At 34.5% G+C, this 20,459-nt stretch carries 18 protein-coding genes and 2 pseudogenes; 7 read left to right on the top strand and 13 right to left on the bottom strand.

Annotated elements, in window-relative coordinates:
* Positions 1-136: 136 nt before the first annotated feature.
* From ABH968_RS18240 to ABH968_RS18200, 9 genes and pseudogenes are all read right to left on the bottom strand, one after another.
* The gene (locus ABH968_RS18240) at positions 137-505 is read right to left on the bottom strand and encodes a hypothetical protein (protein WP_370046220.1); all 369 of its coding nucleotides are present in this window, start codon (positions 503-505) and stop codon (positions 137-139) included.
* 170 nt (positions 506-675) lie between these two features.
* A complete protein-coding gene (locus tag ABH968_RS18235; RefSeq protein WP_370046219.1) occupies positions 676-858 on the bottom strand; it encodes a hypothetical protein in 183 nt (60 codons plus the stop codon).
* 63 nt (positions 859-921) lie between these two features.
* Entirely contained in the window at positions 922-1,809 is an 888-nt protein-coding gene (locus ABH968_RS18230; RefSeq protein WP_370046217.1) for a hypothetical protein, read from the bottom strand.
* Positions 1,810-2,324: 515 nt separating this feature from the next.
* Positions 2,325-2,558, bottom strand: a pseudogene (locus tag ABH968_RS18225) (GNAT family N-acetyltransferase); the annotation flags it as partial.
* The gene (locus ABH968_RS18220) at positions 2,555-3,511 is read right to left on the bottom strand and encodes an acetyl-CoA carboxylase carboxyltransferase subunit alpha (protein ID WP_370046215.1); all 957 of its coding nucleotides are present in this window, start codon (positions 3,509-3,511) and stop codon (positions 2,555-2,557) included. The gene ABH968_RS18220 and the pseudogene ABH968_RS18225, both read right to left, overlap by 4 nt.
* A complete protein-coding gene (accD, locus tag ABH968_RS18215) occupies positions 3,504-4,352 on the bottom strand; it encodes an acetyl-CoA carboxylase, carboxyltransferase subunit beta (RefSeq protein WP_370046213.1) in 849 nt (282 codons plus the stop codon). Before accD ends, ABH968_RS18220 begins: the two co-directional genes overlap by 8 nt.
* 21 nt (positions 4,353-4,373) lie before the next feature.
* Positions 4,374-5,013, bottom strand: a pseudogene (locus ABH968_RS18210) (FadR/GntR family transcriptional regulator).
* Between the two features lie 927 nt (positions 5,014-5,940).
* Positions 5,941-6,858, bottom strand: a complete 918-nt coding sequence (locus ABH968_RS18205; protein ID WP_370046211.1) for a serine hydrolase domain-containing protein — start codon at positions 6,856-6,858, stop codon at positions 5,941-5,943.
* Positions 6,859-7,364: 506 nt separating this feature from the next.
* Positions 7,365-7,751, bottom strand: coding sequence for a DUF5391 family protein (locus ABH968_RS18200; RefSeq protein ID WP_370046210.1), 387 nt, complete (start codon positions 7,749-7,751; stop codon positions 7,365-7,367).
* 944 nt (positions 7,752-8,695) lie between these two features.
* On the opposite strand from ABH968_RS18200, the gene ABH968_RS18195 reads away from it, so the two are divergent.
* Both ABH968_RS18195 and ABH968_RS18190 read left to right on the top strand, forming a co-directional pair.
* Positions 8,696-9,370: a response regulator transcription factor gene (locus ABH968_RS18195; RefSeq protein ID WP_370046209.1), complete on the top strand. Its 675-nt coding sequence runs from the start codon at positions 8,696-8,698 to the stop codon at positions 9,368-9,370.
* Positions 9,367-10,431 carry a HAMP domain-containing sensor histidine kinase gene (locus tag ABH968_RS18190; RefSeq protein ID WP_370046207.1) on the top strand — a complete coding sequence of 355 codons (1,065 nt, stop codon included), beginning with the start codon at positions 9,367-9,369 and terminating at the stop codon, positions 10,429-10,431. The genes ABH968_RS18195 and ABH968_RS18190 overlap by 4 nt, the downstream gene beginning before the upstream one ends.
* A 50-nt stretch (positions 10,432-10,481) precedes the next feature.
* On the opposite strand, the gene ABH968_RS18185 is transcribed toward ABH968_RS18190, so the two are convergent.
* The 4 genes from ABH968_RS18185 to ABH968_RS18170 form a co-directional block, all read right to left on the bottom strand.
* Positions 10,482-12,797: an ABC transporter ATP-binding protein/permease gene (locus ABH968_RS18185; protein ID WP_370046205.1), complete on the bottom strand. Its 2,316-nt coding sequence runs from the start codon at positions 12,795-12,797 to the stop codon at positions 10,482-10,484.
* A gap of 584 nt (positions 12,798-13,381) precedes the next feature.
* Positions 13,382-14,779, bottom strand: coding sequence for a beta propeller repeat protein (locus tag ABH968_RS18180; RefSeq protein WP_370046203.1), 1,398 nt, complete (start codon positions 14,777-14,779; stop codon positions 13,382-13,384).
* A gap of 412 nt (positions 14,780-15,191) precedes the next feature.
* On the bottom strand, positions 15,192-16,331 hold the full coding sequence (locus ABH968_RS18175; RefSeq protein WP_370046201.1) for a hypothetical protein: 1,140 nt from the start codon (positions 16,329-16,331) through the stop codon (positions 15,192-15,194).
* A gap of 732 nt (positions 16,332-17,063) precedes the next feature.
* Positions 17,064-17,792 carry a hypothetical protein gene (locus tag ABH968_RS18170; RefSeq protein ID WP_370046200.1) on the bottom strand — a complete coding sequence of 243 codons (729 nt, stop codon included), beginning with the start codon at positions 17,790-17,792 and terminating at the stop codon, positions 17,064-17,066.
* 118 nt (positions 17,793-17,910) lie between these two features.
* Between ABH968_RS18170 and ABH968_RS18165 the strand changes: the two genes are divergently transcribed.
* The 5 genes from ABH968_RS18165 to ABH968_RS18145 all read left to right on the top strand — a co-directional run bounded on the left by ABH968_RS18165 (position 17,911) and on the right by ABH968_RS18145 (position 20,386).
* Positions 17,911-18,123 carry a hypothetical protein gene (locus ABH968_RS18165; RefSeq protein ID WP_370046198.1) on the top strand — a complete coding sequence of 71 codons (213 nt, stop codon included), beginning with the start codon at positions 17,911-17,913 and terminating at the stop codon, positions 18,121-18,123.
* Positions 18,124-18,596: 473 nt separating this feature from the next.
* Positions 18,597-19,166 (top strand): DUF6241 domain-containing protein, encoded by a 570-nt coding sequence (locus ABH968_RS18160; RefSeq protein WP_370046196.1) that lies wholly within the window; start codon positions 18,597-18,599, stop codon positions 19,164-19,166.
* Positions 19,167-19,277: 111 nt separating this feature from the next.
* Positions 19,278-19,526, top strand: a complete 249-nt coding sequence (locus tag ABH968_RS18155; protein WP_370046195.1) for a hypothetical protein — start codon at positions 19,278-19,280, stop codon at positions 19,524-19,526.
* Positions 19,527-19,754: 228 nt separating this feature from the next.
* Positions 19,755-20,120 carry a hypothetical protein gene (locus ABH968_RS18150; RefSeq protein WP_370046193.1) on the top strand — a complete coding sequence of 122 codons (366 nt, stop codon included), beginning with the start codon at positions 19,755-19,757 and terminating at the stop codon, positions 20,118-20,120.
* Positions 20,117-20,386: a hypothetical protein gene (locus ABH968_RS18145; RefSeq protein WP_370046191.1), complete on the top strand. Its 270-nt coding sequence runs from the start codon at positions 20,117-20,119 to the stop codon at positions 20,384-20,386. Before ABH968_RS18150 ends, ABH968_RS18145 begins: the two co-directional genes overlap by 4 nt.
* Positions 20,387-20,459: the final 73 nt, after the last annotated feature.

Here is a 20,459-nt window from a genome sequence, read left to right as displayed (position 1 = left end):
AATTAAAAACTAAAACACTTCTATCGTTGTTTCCTTCTTCCCATATTTTTATTTTCTTAGTTTGAAGATTATACGTAGCTATATTAAAATTTCTAAATGCATCTCTTAATAGCACTCTCATAAAGATGATTTTTTGCTATTTGTCTATTTGCATAAAATCAACGTTATTAAATACAGTGGTTAATTGTTTCATTTGATTCGTGTTTAGGTCATTTTCAAATAATTGTATTGTATGATCTGATATGCCATCAGCAAAATACAATTTATTATTAAGTTCAGAATAAGCGAAAGCAGTATAATCCGCCGTTTCCTTACTTAATAAAAATTTACTTTTATTTTGAAACTGGTCAAATTGATAGAATGTAAACTTCAAACTTTTAAGATCAAACACATTGATGTAAAGCTTAGATTCAGAAGCATTATGATCCTCAATTGAAAATATTTTTTTACTAAAGACAATGCAAATCATTATGATGATTATCAAAATAAATAAAAATCTTTTCAAAATCCGCTCCCTTTCCACTATTATAAAATTAAAAGGATCTATTCTGATAAAGTTAATATATTCTATATATGCTTTGAATAATAAATGTAACATGAGGATAAACGCATAATAAAGGGTTAAATAAGTATGTAAATGTATGTGCAGAATAAGTGAGAATTTATCAAAAAAAGCTACCAATTACAGGTAGCTAATTTATTATATTTCACAAGCAGAATGTAACAATCGATATATAATTGATCGCTTGGTACAATCATTTCATCATGTATCCTTTCACGAAGTTCATCATTCATATATTCTGCTAGTATGGCTAAATCCAATAATTTTCCATTTACTACAACAACTTGTGACCCCATAAATTAAACAACCTCCTTTCATTTTTTTACACAAAAAAAGGACTCCCCATTTTTGGTGAATCCCTATCTTTCAAGCTCCTGTGCAGCCATAGCTTTATTACTTTTTCTATCAAGTTGTACAGGTTCATGCTCATGTAATTTCTGATCAATGGCTGTAGAAAAATCTTTTAAGCGTTCATTCATACTGAGGATGGTCTGTTTCACAGTGTTTTTAGCTGATTCTTTTACATCTGTGATACTATCTCGAACATTATTCAGTAATCCATTTACATTGTCATTCATTTTTTGTTTGGCTGCTACAGTACGTTCAATGACACTTCCCTTGAAATGTTGGCTATGGTCCTTGAGTTGCTTCTTCATTTCAATTAAATAATCACTGAATGAATTTTTATTCTGTTGTGACTCATTTGATTTAAGTAAACTTGCCATGCTGTCTTCGATGCGCATAAAGTGATTATTTAACATTTGTTCAAACTCTTGTTTGGACAAGAACGCTTTCTCATTTTCATCGCCAACCGCATACTGTTCAATCGTCTGCATCAATTCTGTACCATGCTTGGCCATTTCATTTTCTAGGCTGTCTGTAAATGCATCTTTTCCAAATTTCCGTTTCTGATACTGTAATAACATACTTTCATTCGTTAGTTCCGGCTTAAGCCCTTCAAATGAAAAATCATGTTCCTCAGCAAGTGCCTTTGCATAATTTTCAGCGCGTCCATACTGCTTATATGCCTTTAATAGAAAAGGTTGATACTCATCCCTTCCATTATGGCCTATAAAGTGAACACCTGCATCCACACGCCACTTTCCAGCATCACCATACATAAAAATTTTAACGTTTGGTTTATTCCCATATGCTTCGTTTCTACTTTCTACATAGGATAACACGTCAGAAATTTCTACAGGTTCAGCACCATAACCATAAATCTGTTGCTTCGTAAGATCCTTCATTTTCTATTCACCTCCCATTCACTTAAAATAGATCAGAAGAGAAAAGGACCTTCCCTATATTTAGGAAAGATCCTGATTTATCATAGATGTAGTTGTTTATTCGTAATATCAAATCTTCTGATACTAATACTTTAGCACAGATTTTCGCAAAAAAAGTCCAAGAAAAGTCCAGAAAAAGTCCAGAAAAAGTCCAGAAAAAGTCCAGAAAAAGTCCAGAAAAAGTCCAGAAAAAGTCCAGAGTATCGCTTGCCGTTGGCATCGCGATACTACGATGCTCCCTAGTGTAATCAAAGGAATATCGAAAAGAAATACAACTGTTGTTTTAGAATAAAGTTTGTTCAAATTACTGTAAATAACCTTGATAAACGAACAAAAAGAAAGAGCGTGTTTTGAAAAAAGTTTGATCAAAACACGCCCTTAATATTTTCAAATGGTCACTCTTTTTAAAAAAAGTTTGATCATTTCCTATCTATGTTGCCCAACAATCGTGCCCTTTAGCTTAATAAGAAAACCCCTTATTCAAATACAACCATTTCTCCGACATCTATAAATCCAAATCGCTTATAGATATTTTTCCCATCATCCGAAGCCTGTAATACAACTGATTTTTGTTTATCCTTTGTTTGATTTAGAAGAAATTGAAACATTTCACTACCATGTCCTTTACCTCTAAATGCTTCTTTTGTCATCACATCATAAATACCATAACTATCTTTGCTTTCTATTAATAAACCAGTAGTGACAGTTAAGCTTCTGTATATTGTCCAATCTTTCTAAATTTCTCATAGCGATCTTCAATTAATTGTTCGCCATTTAGAGAATTCAATGCTTTTAGTGTGACGCTTATACATTCTTTTATATAAAATGCTTGCTTCGCAACATTGCGGTGTGCTCCACCAGTTATTTCAGGGATTATTCCATCAATAACGTCAAGCTCTTTTAAGTCAGGTGCTGTTATACGCATTGCTTCTGCTGCTTGCTTCCCTAGGCTACCATCTCGCCATAAGATCGATGCAGCCCCTTCAGGCGAGATAACCGAATACGTTGAGTTCTCTAACATAAAGACGCGATTAGCTACCCCTAATGCAATTGCACCCCCACTTCCGCCTTCCCCAATAACAATACTAATAACTGGTACTGTTAGAATCGCCATTTCAGAGAGAGTTCTAGCAATTGCTTCACTTGGGCCGCGTTCCTCGGCTGCCTTACCCGGATAGGCTCCTTTCGTATCAATAAAACAAATAATTGGGCGCTTAAATTTCTCAGCTTGCTTCATTAAGCGTAATGCCTTACGATATCCTTCGGGGTGTGGCATACCAAAATTTCGTCGAATATTTTCTTTAGTTGATTTTCCGCGCTGGTGTCCAACAATTGTTACTGGCTGTCCTTCAAAGAGAGCAATTCCTCCAAGAATAGCTGCATCATCACCAAATGTACGATCTCCATGTAACTCAATAAAGTTTTCACACATAGCTTCTATATATTGTAAAGTTGTTGGTCGTTCTGGATGTCTAGCAACCTGTACACGATCCCATGGCTTCATATTGGCATAAATGGATTGTTCTAGCTGTGTTAGACGTGTTTCAAGCTTTTCGATTTCGCCTGTCATGTCTACATCTGCCTTTGTAGCAATCGTTTTTAATTCATCAATTTTTTCTCGTAATTGTACTACTGGTTCTTCAAAAGCTAAATTTTTAGACATGTTGCACACCGCCTTTTGTATGCATTTTTACAAGCATTGCTACTTGATTTCGTAAATCCTTCCGATGGAAAACTGCATCAAGCTGACCATGCGCTAGTAAAAACTCTGACTTTTGGAAATCATTTGGTAATTTTTCTCTTAATGTTTCTTCGATTACACGGCGACCAGCAAAGCCAATCAATGCTTGTGGCTCAGCAATATTAATATCTCCAACAGAAGCAAAGCTTGCTGAAACGCCACCGTATGTAGGATGCGTCATGATCGAAATAAATAATAGTCCTTCTTCACTATGACGTTTTAATGCAACACTCGTTTTTACCATTTGCATTAATGATAGAATACCTTCTTGCATGCGCGCTCCACCACTAGCAGTAAAGATAATAACCGGCACACGTAATTCAATAGCTTTTTCAACGGCACGTGTGATTTTTTCTCCTACAACGGAGCCCATTGAGCCCATACGGAAATGAGAATCCATAATTGCTACAACAATTTCTTCTCCATCAAGAGTACCTAACCCAGTCAGTACAGCTTCGCTTAATCCCGTTTGTTGTTTAGCCACTGAAATTTTTTCTACATAATCAGGGAAATTAAGTGGATTACTTGTTTGTAAATGATCATCCATTGAAACAAATGAACCTTCATCTAAGAAATATGCTACGCGCTCCTGTGCAGTCATTTTGAAATGATGGTCGCATTTTGTACACACTTTATGATTTTTTTCTATTTCCTTTGTTAACTGAATGTGACGGCATTCTGGACATTTTGTCATAAGTCCTTCTGGAAATCCCTTTTCCTGTCCGTCCTCTTTCTTTTTACTAAATAAGCTACGTATTGCCATGTTTGACTCCCCCTTTGTTGTCTAAATGCCTTGTTCAGTATTCATCCACTGTTCGTAAGCTTTTAATGCTTCTTTTTCATAGCCAAGCTGCATCGATTTCAACATAGTTTGAATGATTAATTTTTCTTCTTCTGTTGAGTTTCGATTTAAACGGTCACCGTCATAAGCAGCTAACTGAAACCAGATTTTTAGTGATAGACGATTTCCTGACGTGATGATTATTTCTCGTAAAACATCCCGACAATTAATCGTACTTTCTATCTCTAGCTTTACAAAAAAACTGTCCCACACTGGTAGTGTTCGCAGAGTCTCTGTACAACTTATAACGCGAATGGCTTCCTTTTCATGAATTTGTCGCGTTAATTCGACATCTTTTTTGATTTTTCATCTTCTAATATAAACATCGACAATATTTCTACGAGCTGATGCTTTTGTGTTGAAGCTAGGAATGTACCTCCCCATGTCTCGTTTCAATAAGACCTAACAACTCTAAACTTCGCAATGCCTCTCTCACAGAGGATCGCCCGACACCTAGACGTTCTGAAAGGACTCGTTCGGAAGGTTACTTTTCACCAGCCTGTATTTTTTCCATTTTAATAAGTTGTCGTAATTGTTGGACGATATCTAAAAACACTTTCTTTTGTTCGGTTTTTTTATCCATACGATCAACTCCTCGGTCAATCTATTCGCCTTGGAATAATTATTGCTGTCACTTTCCTTTCGCGCAGATAAACAATGCATCCAAAGGCTTTATCTTCATTCAGTAGGTGTTTGGATACCTACTATAAAGAAACAAAATCCACCACCTTCAGATGATGGCGTCTCTTACTGAATGAATACAAAAGTGGTCTGGCCACTTTTGAAGTTGGCTTTATCTTACAAAATAATTATTTAAAAGTAAAGAAAAAACTGCATAAAAATTTATGCAATTTCTAAAATTCCTTCAATTTCATATTCTTTTCGTCGTTTGTGCATGTTTTACTTCTTGAGGTCTCTTTTCAAGCGTTCTCTCAATGTAAAGCAATTCATCTTTTAGTAACAGCTCTTGAACAAGATGAAAACTTGCGAGAATAAGATTTCAGATACCGTTCCAAACTCATCCTGAAGTTGAATAAAGGCCATTTGTAACCGGCGACCTACAGTAATGCACGCACCCGGCCACGTCCGGACGTGGCCCATTGAACCAATACCCAGGGTTATTAATCGTAACTTTTTTATAATCGTCGCGATTTTATTTTAGACATCGTATCTTTTTTATAAACATCGCAACTTTATTTCAAAGCTACAACAACCGTTGACTGGATCGGATGCTGCAGAGTGTAGCTTTGTAATAAAGTTTGATCAAAAATATCTCACTAACCAGCATTTTTCTATAAATAAAAAGACTTCATTTTGAGATTGATCAAAATGGAGTCTTATATTGTAATACTTAGATTGATTTTTATAAAAAAAATTGATTATTTTCTTCCTATGTACTTCAACAATCGCGCCCGATTGTTTAATATCAAGATAGTGATTTCTCCTTTTTACAAGATACTTTTATGATCTCGGAAGAGGAGAAAAACCCCTTTTCATTTGTTTAAATGTCTCACTCATCCATCCAACTACGTAAAAGTTCTTCGAAAAAGAGTTTCGGCGCAGAGGACTGGTCATCTTGTAGATAGCTTTTTGCCACAGCCATAATATTTAGCTTCGGAACAATAAATATATATTGCCCGTATAATCCATTTGCATAGTAATATTCAATTTTCTTGTTACTATTAGCAATTTCACAAGTCCATAGCTGATAACCATAACCAAATGTTCTGTCCTCTTCTGGTTCAAATTGTTTATATGGTTTTCTTGCCTCGTGGATCCAGTTAGATGAAACGACTTGTTTTGATCTAAATTGCCCTTCGTTTAATAATAAAAACCCAAACTTCACCATGTCCTCTAAATTTAATGAAAGACTAAAGCCACCCTCGTAAACACATTGAGGGTCCTTTACCCAGATGTATTTTTTTATCCCTAATGGATGGAATAAAAATTCTTCTGCAAATGAGGCGGTAGAACGTCCAGAAATTTTTTGAATGATCGCGCTTAGTAAATGAGAGTTTCCGCTATTATATTCTAAGGTTGAACCTGGTTTATGTATAACTGGTTGTTCTAGTATGAATTTAACCCAGTTTTTTGAACTTTGGTATCTACCTACCTGTAACCCCGAAGTCATCGTTAGCAAATGAAATAGTGTAATTTCCTCCTTCATTGGGTCATTGAACTCTAATATTTCTGGGAAGTAGCGATGAAGAGGTTCATGAATATTTTTTATTAGCCCTTTATCGACCATAATTCCAATTAATATAGAAATAATACTCTTTGTAATCGAATAAACCTTTGTCGGATTTTGTACGACTTTTTTATTCTTTAAATATTCAAAGATCTGTGTATTTCCTTTATAAATGACAAAACCTTCAATTTTAATCTTCTTCACTTTCTTCTCTAACTCATTAAAAGATATTTCACTCATACATATAATCCCTCCTCCACTAAATTGCGTCATTAGTTTATGTACATCAGTTTATAATTTAACCTAAATTCTAACATAAATTCATTAATTTTACCAAAGGCGTTATTCAATTAAATGGCCCGATTCATAAAGAAGAAGCGCAATCCCTACTCTAGAATTGCGCCCGATCGTTGAGGATTGTTTTCAACTAAAGCCCATGTAATTGAAGTATAGGAACGATTAATAATGCATTTTTTAAAGCGTTAAATTTACAGGTTTTTATTCAAATAACACACTCTGAATAATTTTGAAAAGTACTATAGTAGACATGTTTATATATTTGCATAAAAAGCTGTATAGACAATATTCAAAGGAAAATCCAAGAAATGTTGGTTTAACAGCATTTCTTGGATTTCGGTTTCTTTCCAAACTTTCATTTGGGAACGTTTATTGGGTTTGTTTTGTATACTTTATAAATCTTTAATGAACTAAAGTAATCTTGAATTTAATAAAAATAAAAACGCTTCTTAAACAATTACGCCCGATTGTTTAAATGCAACAATATACCAAACGATATTGGCAATTAGTGACATAACGCAAAGAACGATCACATATAGAAAATCAGAAACATTATAAGTAACCATTCCCTTTACAAATGCCAGTCCAATTATTGAAAGTGATATAAGTAACCCTACTCCGCAAAAAACTGCCATAACATATTTCATTCCTTTAACTCCTACCCAATACAAAATTAAAGACAGAATATAAAAGACAAGAAACATTATAATATTCAGCCACATACCTAAAGAATTGAATCCACCAGGATCCGGAAAGGGAGATAGCGAAGCTGCAATCATTATAAAACAGAAAAGTAGCCCCGAAATTGTGGTCATTAAGATAACACCATTTCTCATTCTACAACCTCCATAAGAATAATTTTTGGTAAGTTCACTTTACATATAGCACCTCAACAATCTGGCCCGATTGTTGAATAATGAAAAAGCACCCAAAGCGTCTTTTGAACATTTCATTGAGATTCTATTTATATGTTACCGTCATTCAGAACAAGTGGATCGAACAGTTTTCTTTAAAATTATTTTTCGCCCAGCCATGTCAAACTGGAAAACCAGTAAATTCACCATTAAGATGCCAAATAAACTGAACTCACGCATTTTACCTCATTCTTTCCCCAGGGTGGAACTTTAAAACTCAATATAAGAAAAAATTAACATTATTTGATTAATATTTCCATACGCCTTGAGTCTAAATTAATATCCGTCTTAAGCCTTAGTGATACACACAACGAGGCCAAACTGTACATTACTTTTATTCAACTATATTGTTGCTTCGGGTTTGGCTATCTTCTATCTGGCCCGATTGTTGAATAATGAAAAAGCACCCAAAGCGTCGTTTGGTAACATAAAGTGCGTAACGTTGTAAATCCGCATTTTTCTGATTTATAGCGATAGTAAAGTTGTTTAATTCTTATTGAACTAAAGCACCCCGTTAGTTTAATAAGAACAGCGACGCTTCTTCCACAATCGCGCCCGATTCTGGAATAACAATCAGCTTTTATTAGTTGGTTTATTGAAGGTCATTCATTTTAATCTATCGTTTATATACAGACTTGACTGTCAAAAGACTAACTTCTAGTCTTACTATATGATATGTCTAAATAAAGAAAACCCATTCTCAGACATTAAAAATATTAAATCCTTTCTTAAATTTGTTTTTTTCCATACTTATGAGTGTATACATGATAAAGAAAGAATAAGAATAGAGCTAAATAGTTGATTTTCAGTTTATATTTTATATGTATAGTTTATTATGTAATACTAACTATATGGAGGCATTTTATATGTTTAAAATATTGGTTGTTGAAGATGATACAAATACTCGAAAGCTAATGTGCGCAGTATTAAAGCAGAATGGTTTTGAAACATACGGTGCAGAAGACGCTTTCGTAGCGCTTAAAATAATGGATAAGCAGCACATTGATTTAGTAGTGGTTGATTTAATGATGCCAAATATGGACGGTTATGAACTAACCCGTCTACTCAGACTTTCATGGGAACATTTACCTATATTAATGGTTACAGCTAAGCAGGAGCCAGAAGACAAAAGAAAAGGATTCCTTGTAGGAACAGATGATTATATGACAAAGCCAATAGACGAACAGGAAATGATACTTCGTATTAAGGCGCTTCTCCGCAGATCAAAGATTGCAAGTGAACATCGACTATCAGTCGGACAAGTCGTTCTCGATTATGATGCCCTTACCGTCTCCCGTGAAGATAAGGTTATAACGCTGCCACAAAAAGAGTTTAACCTTTTATTTAAGTTGCTTTCATATCCAAACATAATTTTTACCCGTTTACAGCTCATGGATGAGATATGGGGAGTAGAATCTCAAACCGATGACAGAACACTCAATGTTCATGTTAATCGCTTACGAGACAAATTTCGTGAATGGCCAGAGTTTGAAATTCTAACGGTACGTGGCCTTGGTTATAAGGCTGTGAAAAAAGCATGAAAGAATTTGTTAAAAAGCGTCTGAGCCTTACTATTACTTTGGTACTCTTTGTGTTCGGAGTTTTGATGATAACATTTCTGGTGGCCGGTGGAATTACCATACTACTACAGTACATGGACATTATATCTTCTTCTAGCCAAACTGCTCAAAATAAAAGTCAAAACCCCGGATTTCACGTACTTCCGCTAATTTACTTTTTGGGCTTTTGCATTTTACTCGGAACAGCATTTACTGCATTTCTTAGTAAAAAAGCGCTAAATCCTATCCGTAAAGTAATAGATGCCATTCATAAAGTGGCCAGTGGTGACTTTAATGTTAAGGTAGATATAAAAGGCATTGGAGAATTGGAAGAGCTGTCTCAGAGCTTTAATAAAATGACTCAAGAGCTTTCAAGCATTGAAACATTGAGGAGTGATTTTGTTAACAATTTTTCTCATGAATTTAAAACACCTATTGTATCTCTACGCGGGTTTGCAAAGCTTCTCAAGGAAAATAATCTTAGTGAGGAAGATAGACAGGAGTATCTTGATATTATCATTAAGGAATCAGAACGTTTAGCTGATCTTTCCACCAGTGTTCTCACTCTCTCCAAGTATGAAAATCTTGGAATCATTACTGATAAAGCCACATTCAGGATGGATGAACAGATAAGAAGGACAATCGTTTTAATGGAACCCAAATGGTCTGCAAAAGTGCTTACAGTAAATGTAAAGTTAGATAATGTAATTTATATTGGAAATGAAGATTTGACACAGCAAATTTGGTATAACCTCTTAGACAACGCTATTAAATTTTCTGAACAGGGTGGACTAATAAATATTAGTCTTACAAAAATAAATAGCAGTATTCTGTTTGTAATTCAAGATAACGGCCCTGGCATGGATGAGCTGACAAAAGCTCATATTTTTGATAAATTTTATCAAGGTGATACATCTCATTCCAAAGCTGGTAGTGGCTTAGGACTTTCAATTGTAAAACGTATAGTGGAACTATGCGATGGGGATGTTCATGTTCAAAGTGAAATAGAAAATGGCAGTACATTTTCCGTTACCTTAAAATAACGTAAAGCCCAAATTCTCAGTATTTATAAAGAATTTGGGCTTTTAACGCATTATTCGCTTCTTAAAGCTGTCACTGGGTCTTTTTTGGCTGCCATTTTAGAAGGTAAAAGTCCGCCAATCAGTGTCAAAACAATACTTAATGCAATTAGAGTAACAGCATGTAACGGATTTAAATGTGCTACTTTATCAAAATCAGTCAGATGATAAATAATCTTATTTATCGGGATTGTCAATAAATACGTTATACCTACACCAATGATGCCAGAAGCAGCACCAATAATAAATGTTTCGGCATTAAATAATCTAGTGATATCTTTTGTTCTTGCCCCAAGCGCACGCAAAATACCTATTTCCTTTGTTCTTTCTAGAACTGAAACATAGACAATAATTCCGATCATAATCATCGAAACAACTAGCGAAATAGAGGCAAATGCGATCAATACGTAACTAATCATATCCACGATTGAACCGAGCATACCTGTCATCATGCTAGCCATATCAGAGTATTCTATTTTCTTATCCTCAGTGACTTTTTCATTCCATTTATCCAAATAAGACTTTATTGAATCTTTCGCATCCAAATTCATAGGATAAATGGAAATAGATGTAGGAATAGAAGATGCTCCAAGCATACTTAACATATTATCTTTAGTTATTTGATTTGTTCCTGTTTCTTCACTTAACAATTCACCTGTTAGGACATTATAATCTACCGATTCCTGTACTTTAACGATTTCAGACTCTTGGGCCTCTGCAATAAAGTCTTGTGCTAATTTATCTGAATAGGCAATACCACTAGGTAATTTAGAAACAGTTGCATCCTCTTTTAATCGAATGACACCAGAAATTTTTAATGTTTTTCCTTTTTCATTTTTATAAAGATTTGACAAGTCTGATGGGTTCCCGTTTACCGCAAAGGTATCTCCTGATTTTACATAATATAGGTCATTGGGAAGTAACTTATATACAGTACCAATCACGTCTTTTAGTGATGTTTCTTTTCTATTGAACCCTAGTTCTTTTAAGGCAGTTTCTTCTATACGGTTATATTCATCTACTACTAACAATAAGTCTGTTTCCTTTGAGGGGAACGATCCTTCTAACAAGTCAAAATTCTTTTCTAGATATGCAGTTGAATCAGAATCATGATCTGACACTGGATAAGTTGTAAACATTAAATTATTCATATTTAACTTCGTTGCTACATTGTCTTCTGTTTTTAGAATAGGTAGTGAAACAGATCTTGTTTTAGAAATTCCATTTATATATTTCTCATCAATTTTATTCACATAATTAATATATTCAGAAGATAGTATATTCTCATGTCTTTTCTGCTCCACTGTTTCTTCCTTGGAATTGTATGCAATTATTGATTCATTGTTTGAATATGCTTTGATTTCCTCGTTGCCTACTACCACTGGCTGTGTAGGAATCGAGTTCACTACACCGTTACTTACTGTAATTGGAAAACCTGACAACATTTCAGATTCATATTCTGAAATTTTTTCACTGAAACCATTGGAAAGTGCAAGTACTAGAGCCACTCCTATGATTCCCACACTGGATGCAAATGCAGTTAATCCTGTACGCCATTTCTTTGTAATCACATTTCTACCGGAGCTTTTTAAAGCAGTCAAAAAACTCATGCTTGTCTTTTTTAATTGGTAGTCACTCGAACCTTCTACCTCTCGATAAGGATGCGAGTCATTCTTTATTTGACCATCTGAGAATTGAATAATACGATCAGAATACTCTTCAGCTAGTTCAGGATTATGCGTAACCATAATAACCAATTTTTCTTTTGCTATTTCCTTAATCAATTCCATAATTTGAACACTTGTTTCAGTATCCAATGCTCCTGTTGGCTCATCAGCTAAGATTATTTCGGGATTATTTACGAGCGCTCGTGCAATTGCAACACGTTGCATTTGACCACCAGATAATTGATTGGGCTTTTTGTATAGATGTTCCTCCAGCCCCACCTTAATTAATACCTCTTTAGCTCTATTGCGTCGCTCAGCGGAGTCAACACCGCTTAAAGTCATCCCCATTTCAACATTATCCATGACTGATAAATGAGAAATAAGATTATAGTTTTGAAAAATAAAACCAACAGTATTATTTCGATAAGCATCCCAATCTTCGGCTTTAAAAGAAGTACTTGAGCGCCCATTTATTTTCAAGTCACCAGAAGTGTATCGGTCTAAACCTCCAATTATATTTAAACAAGTTGTTTTTCCCGATCCGCTAGGACCTAAAATAGAAACAAATTCACTTTTGCGAAATGCAATATTTACTTCTTCTAAAGCAACTTGTTCAAAGCTTTCTGTTTTATAAACTTTTCGTACATTGACTAACTCTAACAAATTTCATTCCTCCTTCTTCTCTTACTGTAAAGGAGAAATATAAACTGAAAATAAACTACTATAATTAAAAACTATACCCTTTTTTATAAACGGTATATCTTTATTTCAAATCTACATCTAATACTTTTAAACTTTTTCACCCTCAACTGTAATTGTTGAGGGTGTTGTAAATAATTAGATTTCAAGTTTAGCTAAGACTTTATTTAAACTGGTTAAATTGGTCAATTAGCCACCTTTTTTGATTTTCTGCAACATATTGTTCGACCGCTATCAAACGATTCGCTTTCATCTGTTTAGCTTCCTTGATAATACGGGAATAAAATAAAGGTTAGCTCCACAATCTGGCCCGATTGTTGAACAACAAGTTAAAAAACACTCTTCAACTAAACTGCACCGTTAGTACAATAAGAAAAAAGAGCTGACTTAGCAGCTCAATGGTCTTCAAGTAAAGCTCCCCGTTAGCCATCCATGAATCGCTAAAATCAGCACTTCACCACAGATAATGAAAGATGATTAAGTTCTTTCATGGGAGTTTAAGTGAAATGCTTCACATTGTTTTTTTCATGGATATATACTTCAAACTTTTACCGTCTCTGCGGAATCGTCATTTCTTCCCACGAATAATCGGGTATAGTTGCAATCCATAAAGTATCTCCCATGATATCCACATCCCAAACGATGAAATCCCTCGCATCAAACACTTTTTCAGATTTTCTTTTATCTTTCGTGTTGATGGAATAATTAGCTTCACCTCTATGTGTAGTTCCGAATAATTTCTCTCCTTTTTTAACGAATATAACTATCTCTTCATCAACTTTAATTTTTCTCCAATTTCCCTCTTGAAGATCTCGGATCCAAATTCCACTTTGTGTGGTAATAAATAGCCTATTATTAATTACTTTCATATCTAGAGGTTCATCATTTCTATTCGGCATAGTTATCTCGTTCCACTTATCATTTGTCTTTTGAAGAATCTTCCTTTCCTCTGTAAGTCCTACCAAATCACCATCATCCGATATTTGAATCACATAAAATGGTTTAGGTACTATAGCTTGTGCCCAATTCTCCCCTTGATTGGTCGTATAGTAAACCTTTCCATTTGATAGCACAGCTATATGGTTGTTGATTGAATAATCAATTTTCTCGATTGATTGGTCTAATGAAAGAATTTTCGTTCCTTTACTTTTTGATGTAATACCTGCCCATAATTCTTTTTCCGTAGCTACATATAATTGATCGTTTATATCAAACCACGCGTGTGTTACATAATTATTAGCTTGGAGTTCTGTCCATGTTTCTCCATTGTTATGGCTCCATTCAATAAAAGGTTGCTTGGTTGTACTAAATTGTGTTGGCTTTTTGTCTCCCCATACCACTAAATTGTTGTTTCCAGCGACAACCCCCGTAATAGCCATCCCTTTTTTTGTTAGGTTATCGATGCCAATACGTTTGGATATTAATCCTCCACCGTATGGTAATTTATGAATGGCACTAACCACATCACCGTTTTGGGCATTGAATGAAATTCGAGTAAAACGGTTATCTCGATCATTTCCAAACACTGTTAGAATAGGCATACCATCGATACTATCAAGTGTAAAATGATATCCTGTTGCCCAATCTTTTCCTTGTTTCAGTCTGAATTTATCCTTTGCCAGTTGGATAACATCAGAGCTATCGAACTTAATCTCATCGTAGGGTATTGTTGGAACCTGAGATTGCTTGCTCGGTCTACACACGGTAATTTTCTTTTCTGAGATACCAATTAGTACATAATCCTCTGTACCTGGAACCATAAAGAACATAAACCAATTAAAGCGTTTCCCTTTTTCTCCTCTCGAGCCTCCCATCTTTTCATCCACACTGTTTACACTTATAAGTGTTGCTTTTTCATTCCATTCTTTTGCTCTCTGTAATCCAATATTAATCGCTTCTTTTAACGTAATTGTAGCGGCGAGCGAAACGGGAAGAGCCCAAACCAAGAGGCTTGCCTCTTGGGGTTGTAGGACACTCTATACGGAGTTACAAAAGAGCGAGTTAGATGAAGCGACTTGGAAAGGTCCGCCAGAGCAACATATAATTTATATACCTATTTAGGATGGAGTAAATCCTTTTTTATATGCTCTTAGAGCCAATATAACAAACAAAATACTCCATTTATCAGAGAATCCTTCTTGCACTAACCTGCTCCGTTATTTTAAGTGAAAAAAATCACGATCTCTACTTTATATTTCAACATAAATATCCAATTTTATTGAAAATGTTCCTCTACAATCTGGCCCGATTGCGGAACAAAATTAAAAAAGCGCATTTTATCAAAAAAAAGCATCCTGTCAATATTTCTTAAACTCAATATTTGTTCCAAAACTCGTGATTTTCTCCACTACACTTAAATTAAAACAGAGATAACGTTTGTTGTTGCAACTCCTCAGTTTCATTCCTTCTATCTTCCTCATGGTAAGGATTCACATAGAAAATACAATCCACTATGTTTGATGATTCATCCATAATTAAATTTCCTTTATCCACTTGTTTCTTCAAAGCCAGTAATACATCAAAATATATGAACGGCCTGTGCATTGTGCCTACAGACAGATGTTTATCAAACCCAAAATCATTGGCCATAATACGGCTAATCGCTACGGCACTATGTAGACCGTTCAATACAAGTGAATATGCTACTTCATCGAAGGTAGCATGATAGCCGAGCTGTGCTTTTACTGACTCAATTAGTTTAGCGTCTCTCACCCGTTGCTCTTGTGACAATTTTTCTATACGTTCATTTTCCTGTTGTTGTCTTTTAAATTCAGTTTCTCGTTGAGCCTTTCTTCCAGCTTCTAAAGTAGCCTCAATTTTTTTCTTTTTTTTAAGTAATTCTTCAATTCGTCTTCTTTCTTCCTTACGTTTTTCGAGTTCAACCTCACGCTGAATTTTACGTTTTTCTTCCTCTAATGCTTCCATTTGTTTTTCAAAATATTTATTCAACCTATTAATTTGTGGGTCTAAAAACGGAAGATTTAATTCAATATGCTTTTTAATGCTTTCAGAAACTACTGTTTTATCAGGGATTCTTTCATAGTATTCGTGGTAGTACTGATTATTCTTTGTTTTAAATAAGAGTTCATTTAGTTCATAATCAATGTCATCTAATTCATTTATTATTCCATTTACGTCTTTCACTTCTATATTTAAAAATATGCTTAAATGATCCTTACCATAATGAAGCTTTTTATGCGTTTTTTGATGTTCTACTGTAAACATATACCGCAGCCTTCGATTACAAGCACAGCGACCAATGTAATTCCCTGGACCAAAATCATCATAATCAGTTATCATCCAGTCTATGACATTTCTTTCATTATCCTCAAGTGTTATATCTACAGACTTAAGTGCTGTTATTTTTTCATCTCTCATGAAACGTTCAAACACCGTCTTTCTACTACGTTTCATTTCGTTCTCTAAATAATTCCGTTGTTCTGCGGTTAGTACCGATAATCGTTTCTCTCTTTCATCTGCTGAAAGCCTTTCATACATATACATCCCCTACTTTCTTTAGCTTAAAAATGGAACGAATAACTGTGACTATGTAGAACCAGTTCAGGTTTATCCATATTATTACTTCTTTTATATATATTACTTACATTATAACAAATACATTATGCTTTGTTCTGTTCGTTTAAGATGGAGGATCTGTATTTTTTTTGTGTTTATATTTGTATTTCTTATAAGAAATAGTAGACATTATTTATTACTTAAAGATTTTCACTCTTTAGTTGATAGAAAGAAAAACATAACCAACTTCAACATCATCATCATCGATGAGGAAAGTATAATAGAAAAAATAATAGAAAAAAAACAGCGCATAGTAATCAATATAGTATTCATATATTAATAGAGAGCAATTACTAAGCTGGCAAAGCCAGTGATAGCAAGGCTTTCACGACTTATTCTTTTTAAGAAATGGTTTATCCGCTAAAAATGACGAAAAGAAATGGTTCATTCACACAATCACTTCAATTATCCACGAAATAAGCAACCTACGAGAAAAATCGTCCACATAACTAAATGGATTTCATTTTCAAAAGTCGACTATTCCACAGCCCGAATTGGATTAGTACGCCATTAAAAAAAGCAGCACCTGATCATTCTCCTGGTGCTACCGACAATTTCTCTATTTCTCTGATTTTTTTAGGCATACATAGTACTGATACATATATGCCTGTATGACAAATAGCCCTTTCTGAATACTTTTTTCAGAAAAGGCTCTTATTGAAACTGCTCCGGTACATCCCAATGAGCATCTTTGTACGAGCTGGCGATGAGATAGCGTAACGACTGCTCCTCCTGCAAAATACGTTTTGTCTGAAGCCGTAGGGTCTTTCGGAAATACGCCCCTAGTACCTGAATGTTACCAGTTTGTCGTTCAATTTCTCGCACGCTCACACTTAAAATGTCGGCCATGACAGCTTTCACTGTAGACATTGCGTTTTCATTCGACTCCACAGCATAATACATTGGCGTAATGATCTCTTGCTTACAAGCAAACTGCATGTCTTGTAAATCATCGTTTGTATAGTGTACACTACTCGATCTTAATAGAGATGACAATGTATTGTGCGAAGATGCTTGGAATTGCTCAAACTTCGCATCGTGCTTTCTTTCTCTATAGACTTTATCTATAAACTTCAATTCGTACAAACCTTCTAGTTCCTGTTCGACCTGAATCAAACTATTCTTACCATAGAATACACGTTGCAGCCATTTGTTAAACACCTGCTTAGACTGCTTATATTTATTGAATAACGTGATTTTCTTACGTTTTAACCATTTACCCTTACGTTTAGGCTCTCTATAAAGACCATTTATAAGGTCCAGTAACCCTAATAACCCACGTACATCACGTGCTTTAATAAAATCTCTTAAAAAGCCACAGCTAAAAATAGCTTTAGGCACAAGAAAATAACCAGGTATCTTAGGATTTTTTGCAGTTGGCACATAAGCAGTCACTGCTGGCAATTGAATATATGTACGACCATTTATACGGTCAATATTTAATAAACCAATATCAAAAAGTCGGTGATAACCGTATCTTTCTGAATTGGAAATTGCGATAATGCGTAGTTATATGAATTTAGATCGTGTTGTTCGTGAAAAGTTAATGAATGAACTAGAAGCTATTTTTAAACCAGTAAATAATGAAACAGTAGCAACTGTTGATGAAGAAATTGAAGCTGAACTAGCTAATTATCGACATCAGTTAGAGGCAGAGAAAAAAGGGCAAACATTTTCAGCCTTACAAGAGCTAAAACAAAAAGAACCAGGTTAAAAGATAAAAAATAGAGATGATTCATTCTACTAAAAAATACAAGAGGACTCACCAGAATCGGTGAGTCCTCTTGTATTTTCTATATGACTTAATCTAAAGAACTATTTTTGTACATGTCAATATATTGAACAATTTTATCATAGTAGTTTTTTCGACTAAATCTTTTTAAATCTCCCCAACTTATAACGCGAATGGCTTCCTTTTCATGAATTTGTCGCGTTAATTCGACATTCTTTTTTGATTTTTCATCATCTAATATAAACATCGGCAATATTTCTAAGCTGATGCTTTTGTGTAGAAGCTAGAAACGTACCTCACCCATGTCTCGTTTTATTAAATGCAGTTGTGTAGGTACTCTCCGTTTTATAGAACACCTATTGTACCTCGTTTCAATGTTCTGTTATTATTAAACAAATTACATAATATAAACCAAATTACATAATACATACAAATTATAAGTGAGGTTTGATAATATGCAGAGAAAAACAAAGGCGACTATCGTCATCATTGTAATAATGGTCACTTTTGGAGGGATTTTTGGTTACTTCAAATTCACCGAACAAATGGAGAAACCTACGCCACAAAAAGAAAAAGAAAAAGCAACTGTTGAAGTTGCTGGAGTACCGCTTGAAGATAAAATTGTTACAAAAGAAGAATTGCTTTATCCTGACAACTTAATAGAAGACAAAGTAAATGAAGCCATTCACAGCATGTCTCACCAAAAGGTTCAATCTGGTGCCCAATGGGGTCACGAGCAAATAACACAAGAAAAAGTTGACCGATTGTTGGCTGTATGTAAAATGAACGATTATGAACATAACGATCTTTACATTCCAATATTGGAAAGATGGTCGAAAGGTGATTTTTCAAACGCCGTTGACGACCATAACAAAATTTGGAAATTACAACAAGGAGGAGATGAAGACGCTCCAGGAAAAGCAACTCGTTTGTCCACTCCAGAGGAGGAAGGATACTATATAAAAGAATATTTCGAAAATAAACCTGACAATCAAAATGAAACATTCGATGGCGCTCAGCGATGAGTGCTATTTTTCTATTTGTAAGCCATTTACCAGTCTGTTATCATAAATATTAATTACACAAAATCCACCAATTACTAAGATACAAAAAAATTATCGGTGGAGGTTTTATATATGGAAGAAAAACCGCTAACAGACAAAGAACTTTTTCTCTTAAATATCGCTTTAAATGCGAAAGCCTATGGATTGAAGAACGTTTACAAAAAAACGCTCGCTTTTGAATTGATAAAACGAGGACACAATTTGGACCACACAATGCGAAACAAGCATAATCCGAGGTTCCAAGTTTTTACGTTCACTGAGACACCTGAGTTCATCGCAGACTTAATAGAATTGACCACAAATAAATCACGAGATCAATAACATCACTAAACGTCATTTGCTGTTGATTTAACGTGTTTTAAATGATTATGTATGTGTATACACAAATGAATATTTAAATGGAACGTACCAAACGTGGTGCGTTCTTTTTTCATTTATATATGAAGAACCTCAACTTTTTAAATTATTTTCATTTATTGACTGTCAGGCGGAAATTTCTCAATATAATACCTTTATAACATAAAACAACACATTCGGAGGAATTATATTATGAAATTAACAATAAAAAAAACATTAAAAAACAAGTATATGAAGGAACATGTAATGTTCACTGAAGCTGAATGGTCATTAAAACGTGGAAATATTGATTATTACGTTGCAGAAGATGCTGGGAAAATATCGCTAGAACCATGCAGCAAAACTTGGGAAGATGTTTTATGTATTAGTGTTTCACTACATCATGAAGAAGAAAGAAGCTATTGGTTAATTGATGCATCTGTAATTAATCCTTGGATTGGCGAGCTAATCGAATTACCATCAACATTATGTCATACTGCTCAAGACGTTGGTCATAAAGTTCATAATTATTTCCAAAATCTGCCTGAAAACGTTGAAGAAGGTTGGGCTGTCCGATGAGTTATGGATTCGGTATTAGACGAGAACATGAGTTAGCAGAACAGCTCACTCACATGTTCGATAATAAGGGCATGTTGTTATCGGTTTACCAATTTGATGAAGGTGGCGCTCAAGTGCGTGTTCACGATGATGAAATGAAAGTTCAAATTATTGTTGTCATAAATGAGGACTTAACATTTGAGATTGTTACTCCAAACAAAAAACCAAAAAAGTTAAAGCAAATTAATTCGGTTGTGAATAATGTATTAAAACTTTATAATCGCTAATCATCAAACACCGTTGTCTGTCTTAGCTAGCGGTGTTTTATTTATATATGAAAAACTTCTTTTGATTTTTTTC

The organism is Lysinibacillus sp. RC79 (genome assembly GCF_041262405.1).
Lineage (GTDB): Bacteria > Bacillota > Bacilli > Bacillales_A > Planococcaceae > Lysinibacillus.
The sequence above is the reverse complement of the archived record's forward strand: the minus strand, read 5'-3'. Positions and strand labels throughout refer to the sequence as shown.

What these genes read in the sequence shown, in the direction of transcription:
- ABH968_RS18235 (WP_370046219.1), bottom strand. Translation starts at nt 858, where the DNA reads ATGGGGTCACAAGTTGTTGTAGTAAATGGAAAATTATTGGATTTAGCC.
- ABH968_RS18230 (WP_370046217.1), bottom strand. Translation starts at nt 1,809, where the DNA reads ATGAAGGATCTTACGAAGCAACAGATTTATGGTTATGGTGCTGAACCT.
- ABH968_RS18220 (WP_370046215.1), bottom strand. Translation starts at nt 3,511, where the DNA reads ATGTCTAAAAATTTAGCTTTTGAAGAACCAGTAGTACAATTACGAGAA.
- accD (WP_370046213.1), bottom strand. Translation starts at nt 4,352, where the DNA reads ATGGCAATACGTAGCTTATTTAGTAAAAAGAAAGAGGACGGACAGGAA.
- ABH968_RS18205 (WP_370046211.1), bottom strand. Translation starts at nt 6,858, where the DNA reads ATGAGTGAAATATCTTTTAATGAGTTAGAGAAGAAAGTGAAGAAGATT.
- ABH968_RS18200 (WP_370046210.1), bottom strand. Translation starts at nt 7,751, where the DNA reads ATGAGAAATGGTGTTATCTTAATGACCACAATTTCGGGGCTACTTTTC.
- ABH968_RS18195 (WP_370046209.1), top strand. Translation starts at nt 8,696, where the DNA reads ATGTTTAAAATATTGGTTGTTGAAGATGATACAAATACTCGAAAGCTA.
- ABH968_RS18190 (WP_370046207.1), top strand. Translation starts at nt 9,367, where the DNA reads ATGAAAGAATTTGTTAAAAAGCGTCTGAGCCTTACTATTACTTTGGTA.
- ABH968_RS18175 (WP_370046201.1), bottom strand. Translation starts at nt 16,331, where the DNA reads ATGTATGAAAGGCTTTCAGCAGATGAAAGAGAGAAACGATTATCGGTA.
- ABH968_RS18165 (WP_370046198.1), top strand. Translation starts at nt 17,911, where the DNA reads ATGCGTAGTTATATGAATTTAGATCGTGTTGTTCGTGAAAAGTTAATG.
- ABH968_RS18160 (WP_370046196.1), top strand. Translation starts at nt 18,597, where the DNA reads ATGCAGAGAAAAACAAAGGCGACTATCGTCATCATTGTAATAATGGTC.
- ABH968_RS18155 (WP_370046195.1), top strand. Translation starts at nt 19,278, where the DNA reads ATGGAAGAAAAACCGCTAACAGACAAAGAACTTTTTCTCTTAAATATC.
- ABH968_RS18150 (WP_370046193.1), top strand. Translation starts at nt 19,755, where the DNA reads ATGAAATTAACAATAAAAAAAACATTAAAAAACAAGTATATGAAGGAA.
- ABH968_RS18145 (WP_370046191.1), top strand. Translation starts at nt 20,117, where the DNA reads ATGAGTTATGGATTCGGTATTAGACGAGAACATGAGTTAGCAGAACAG.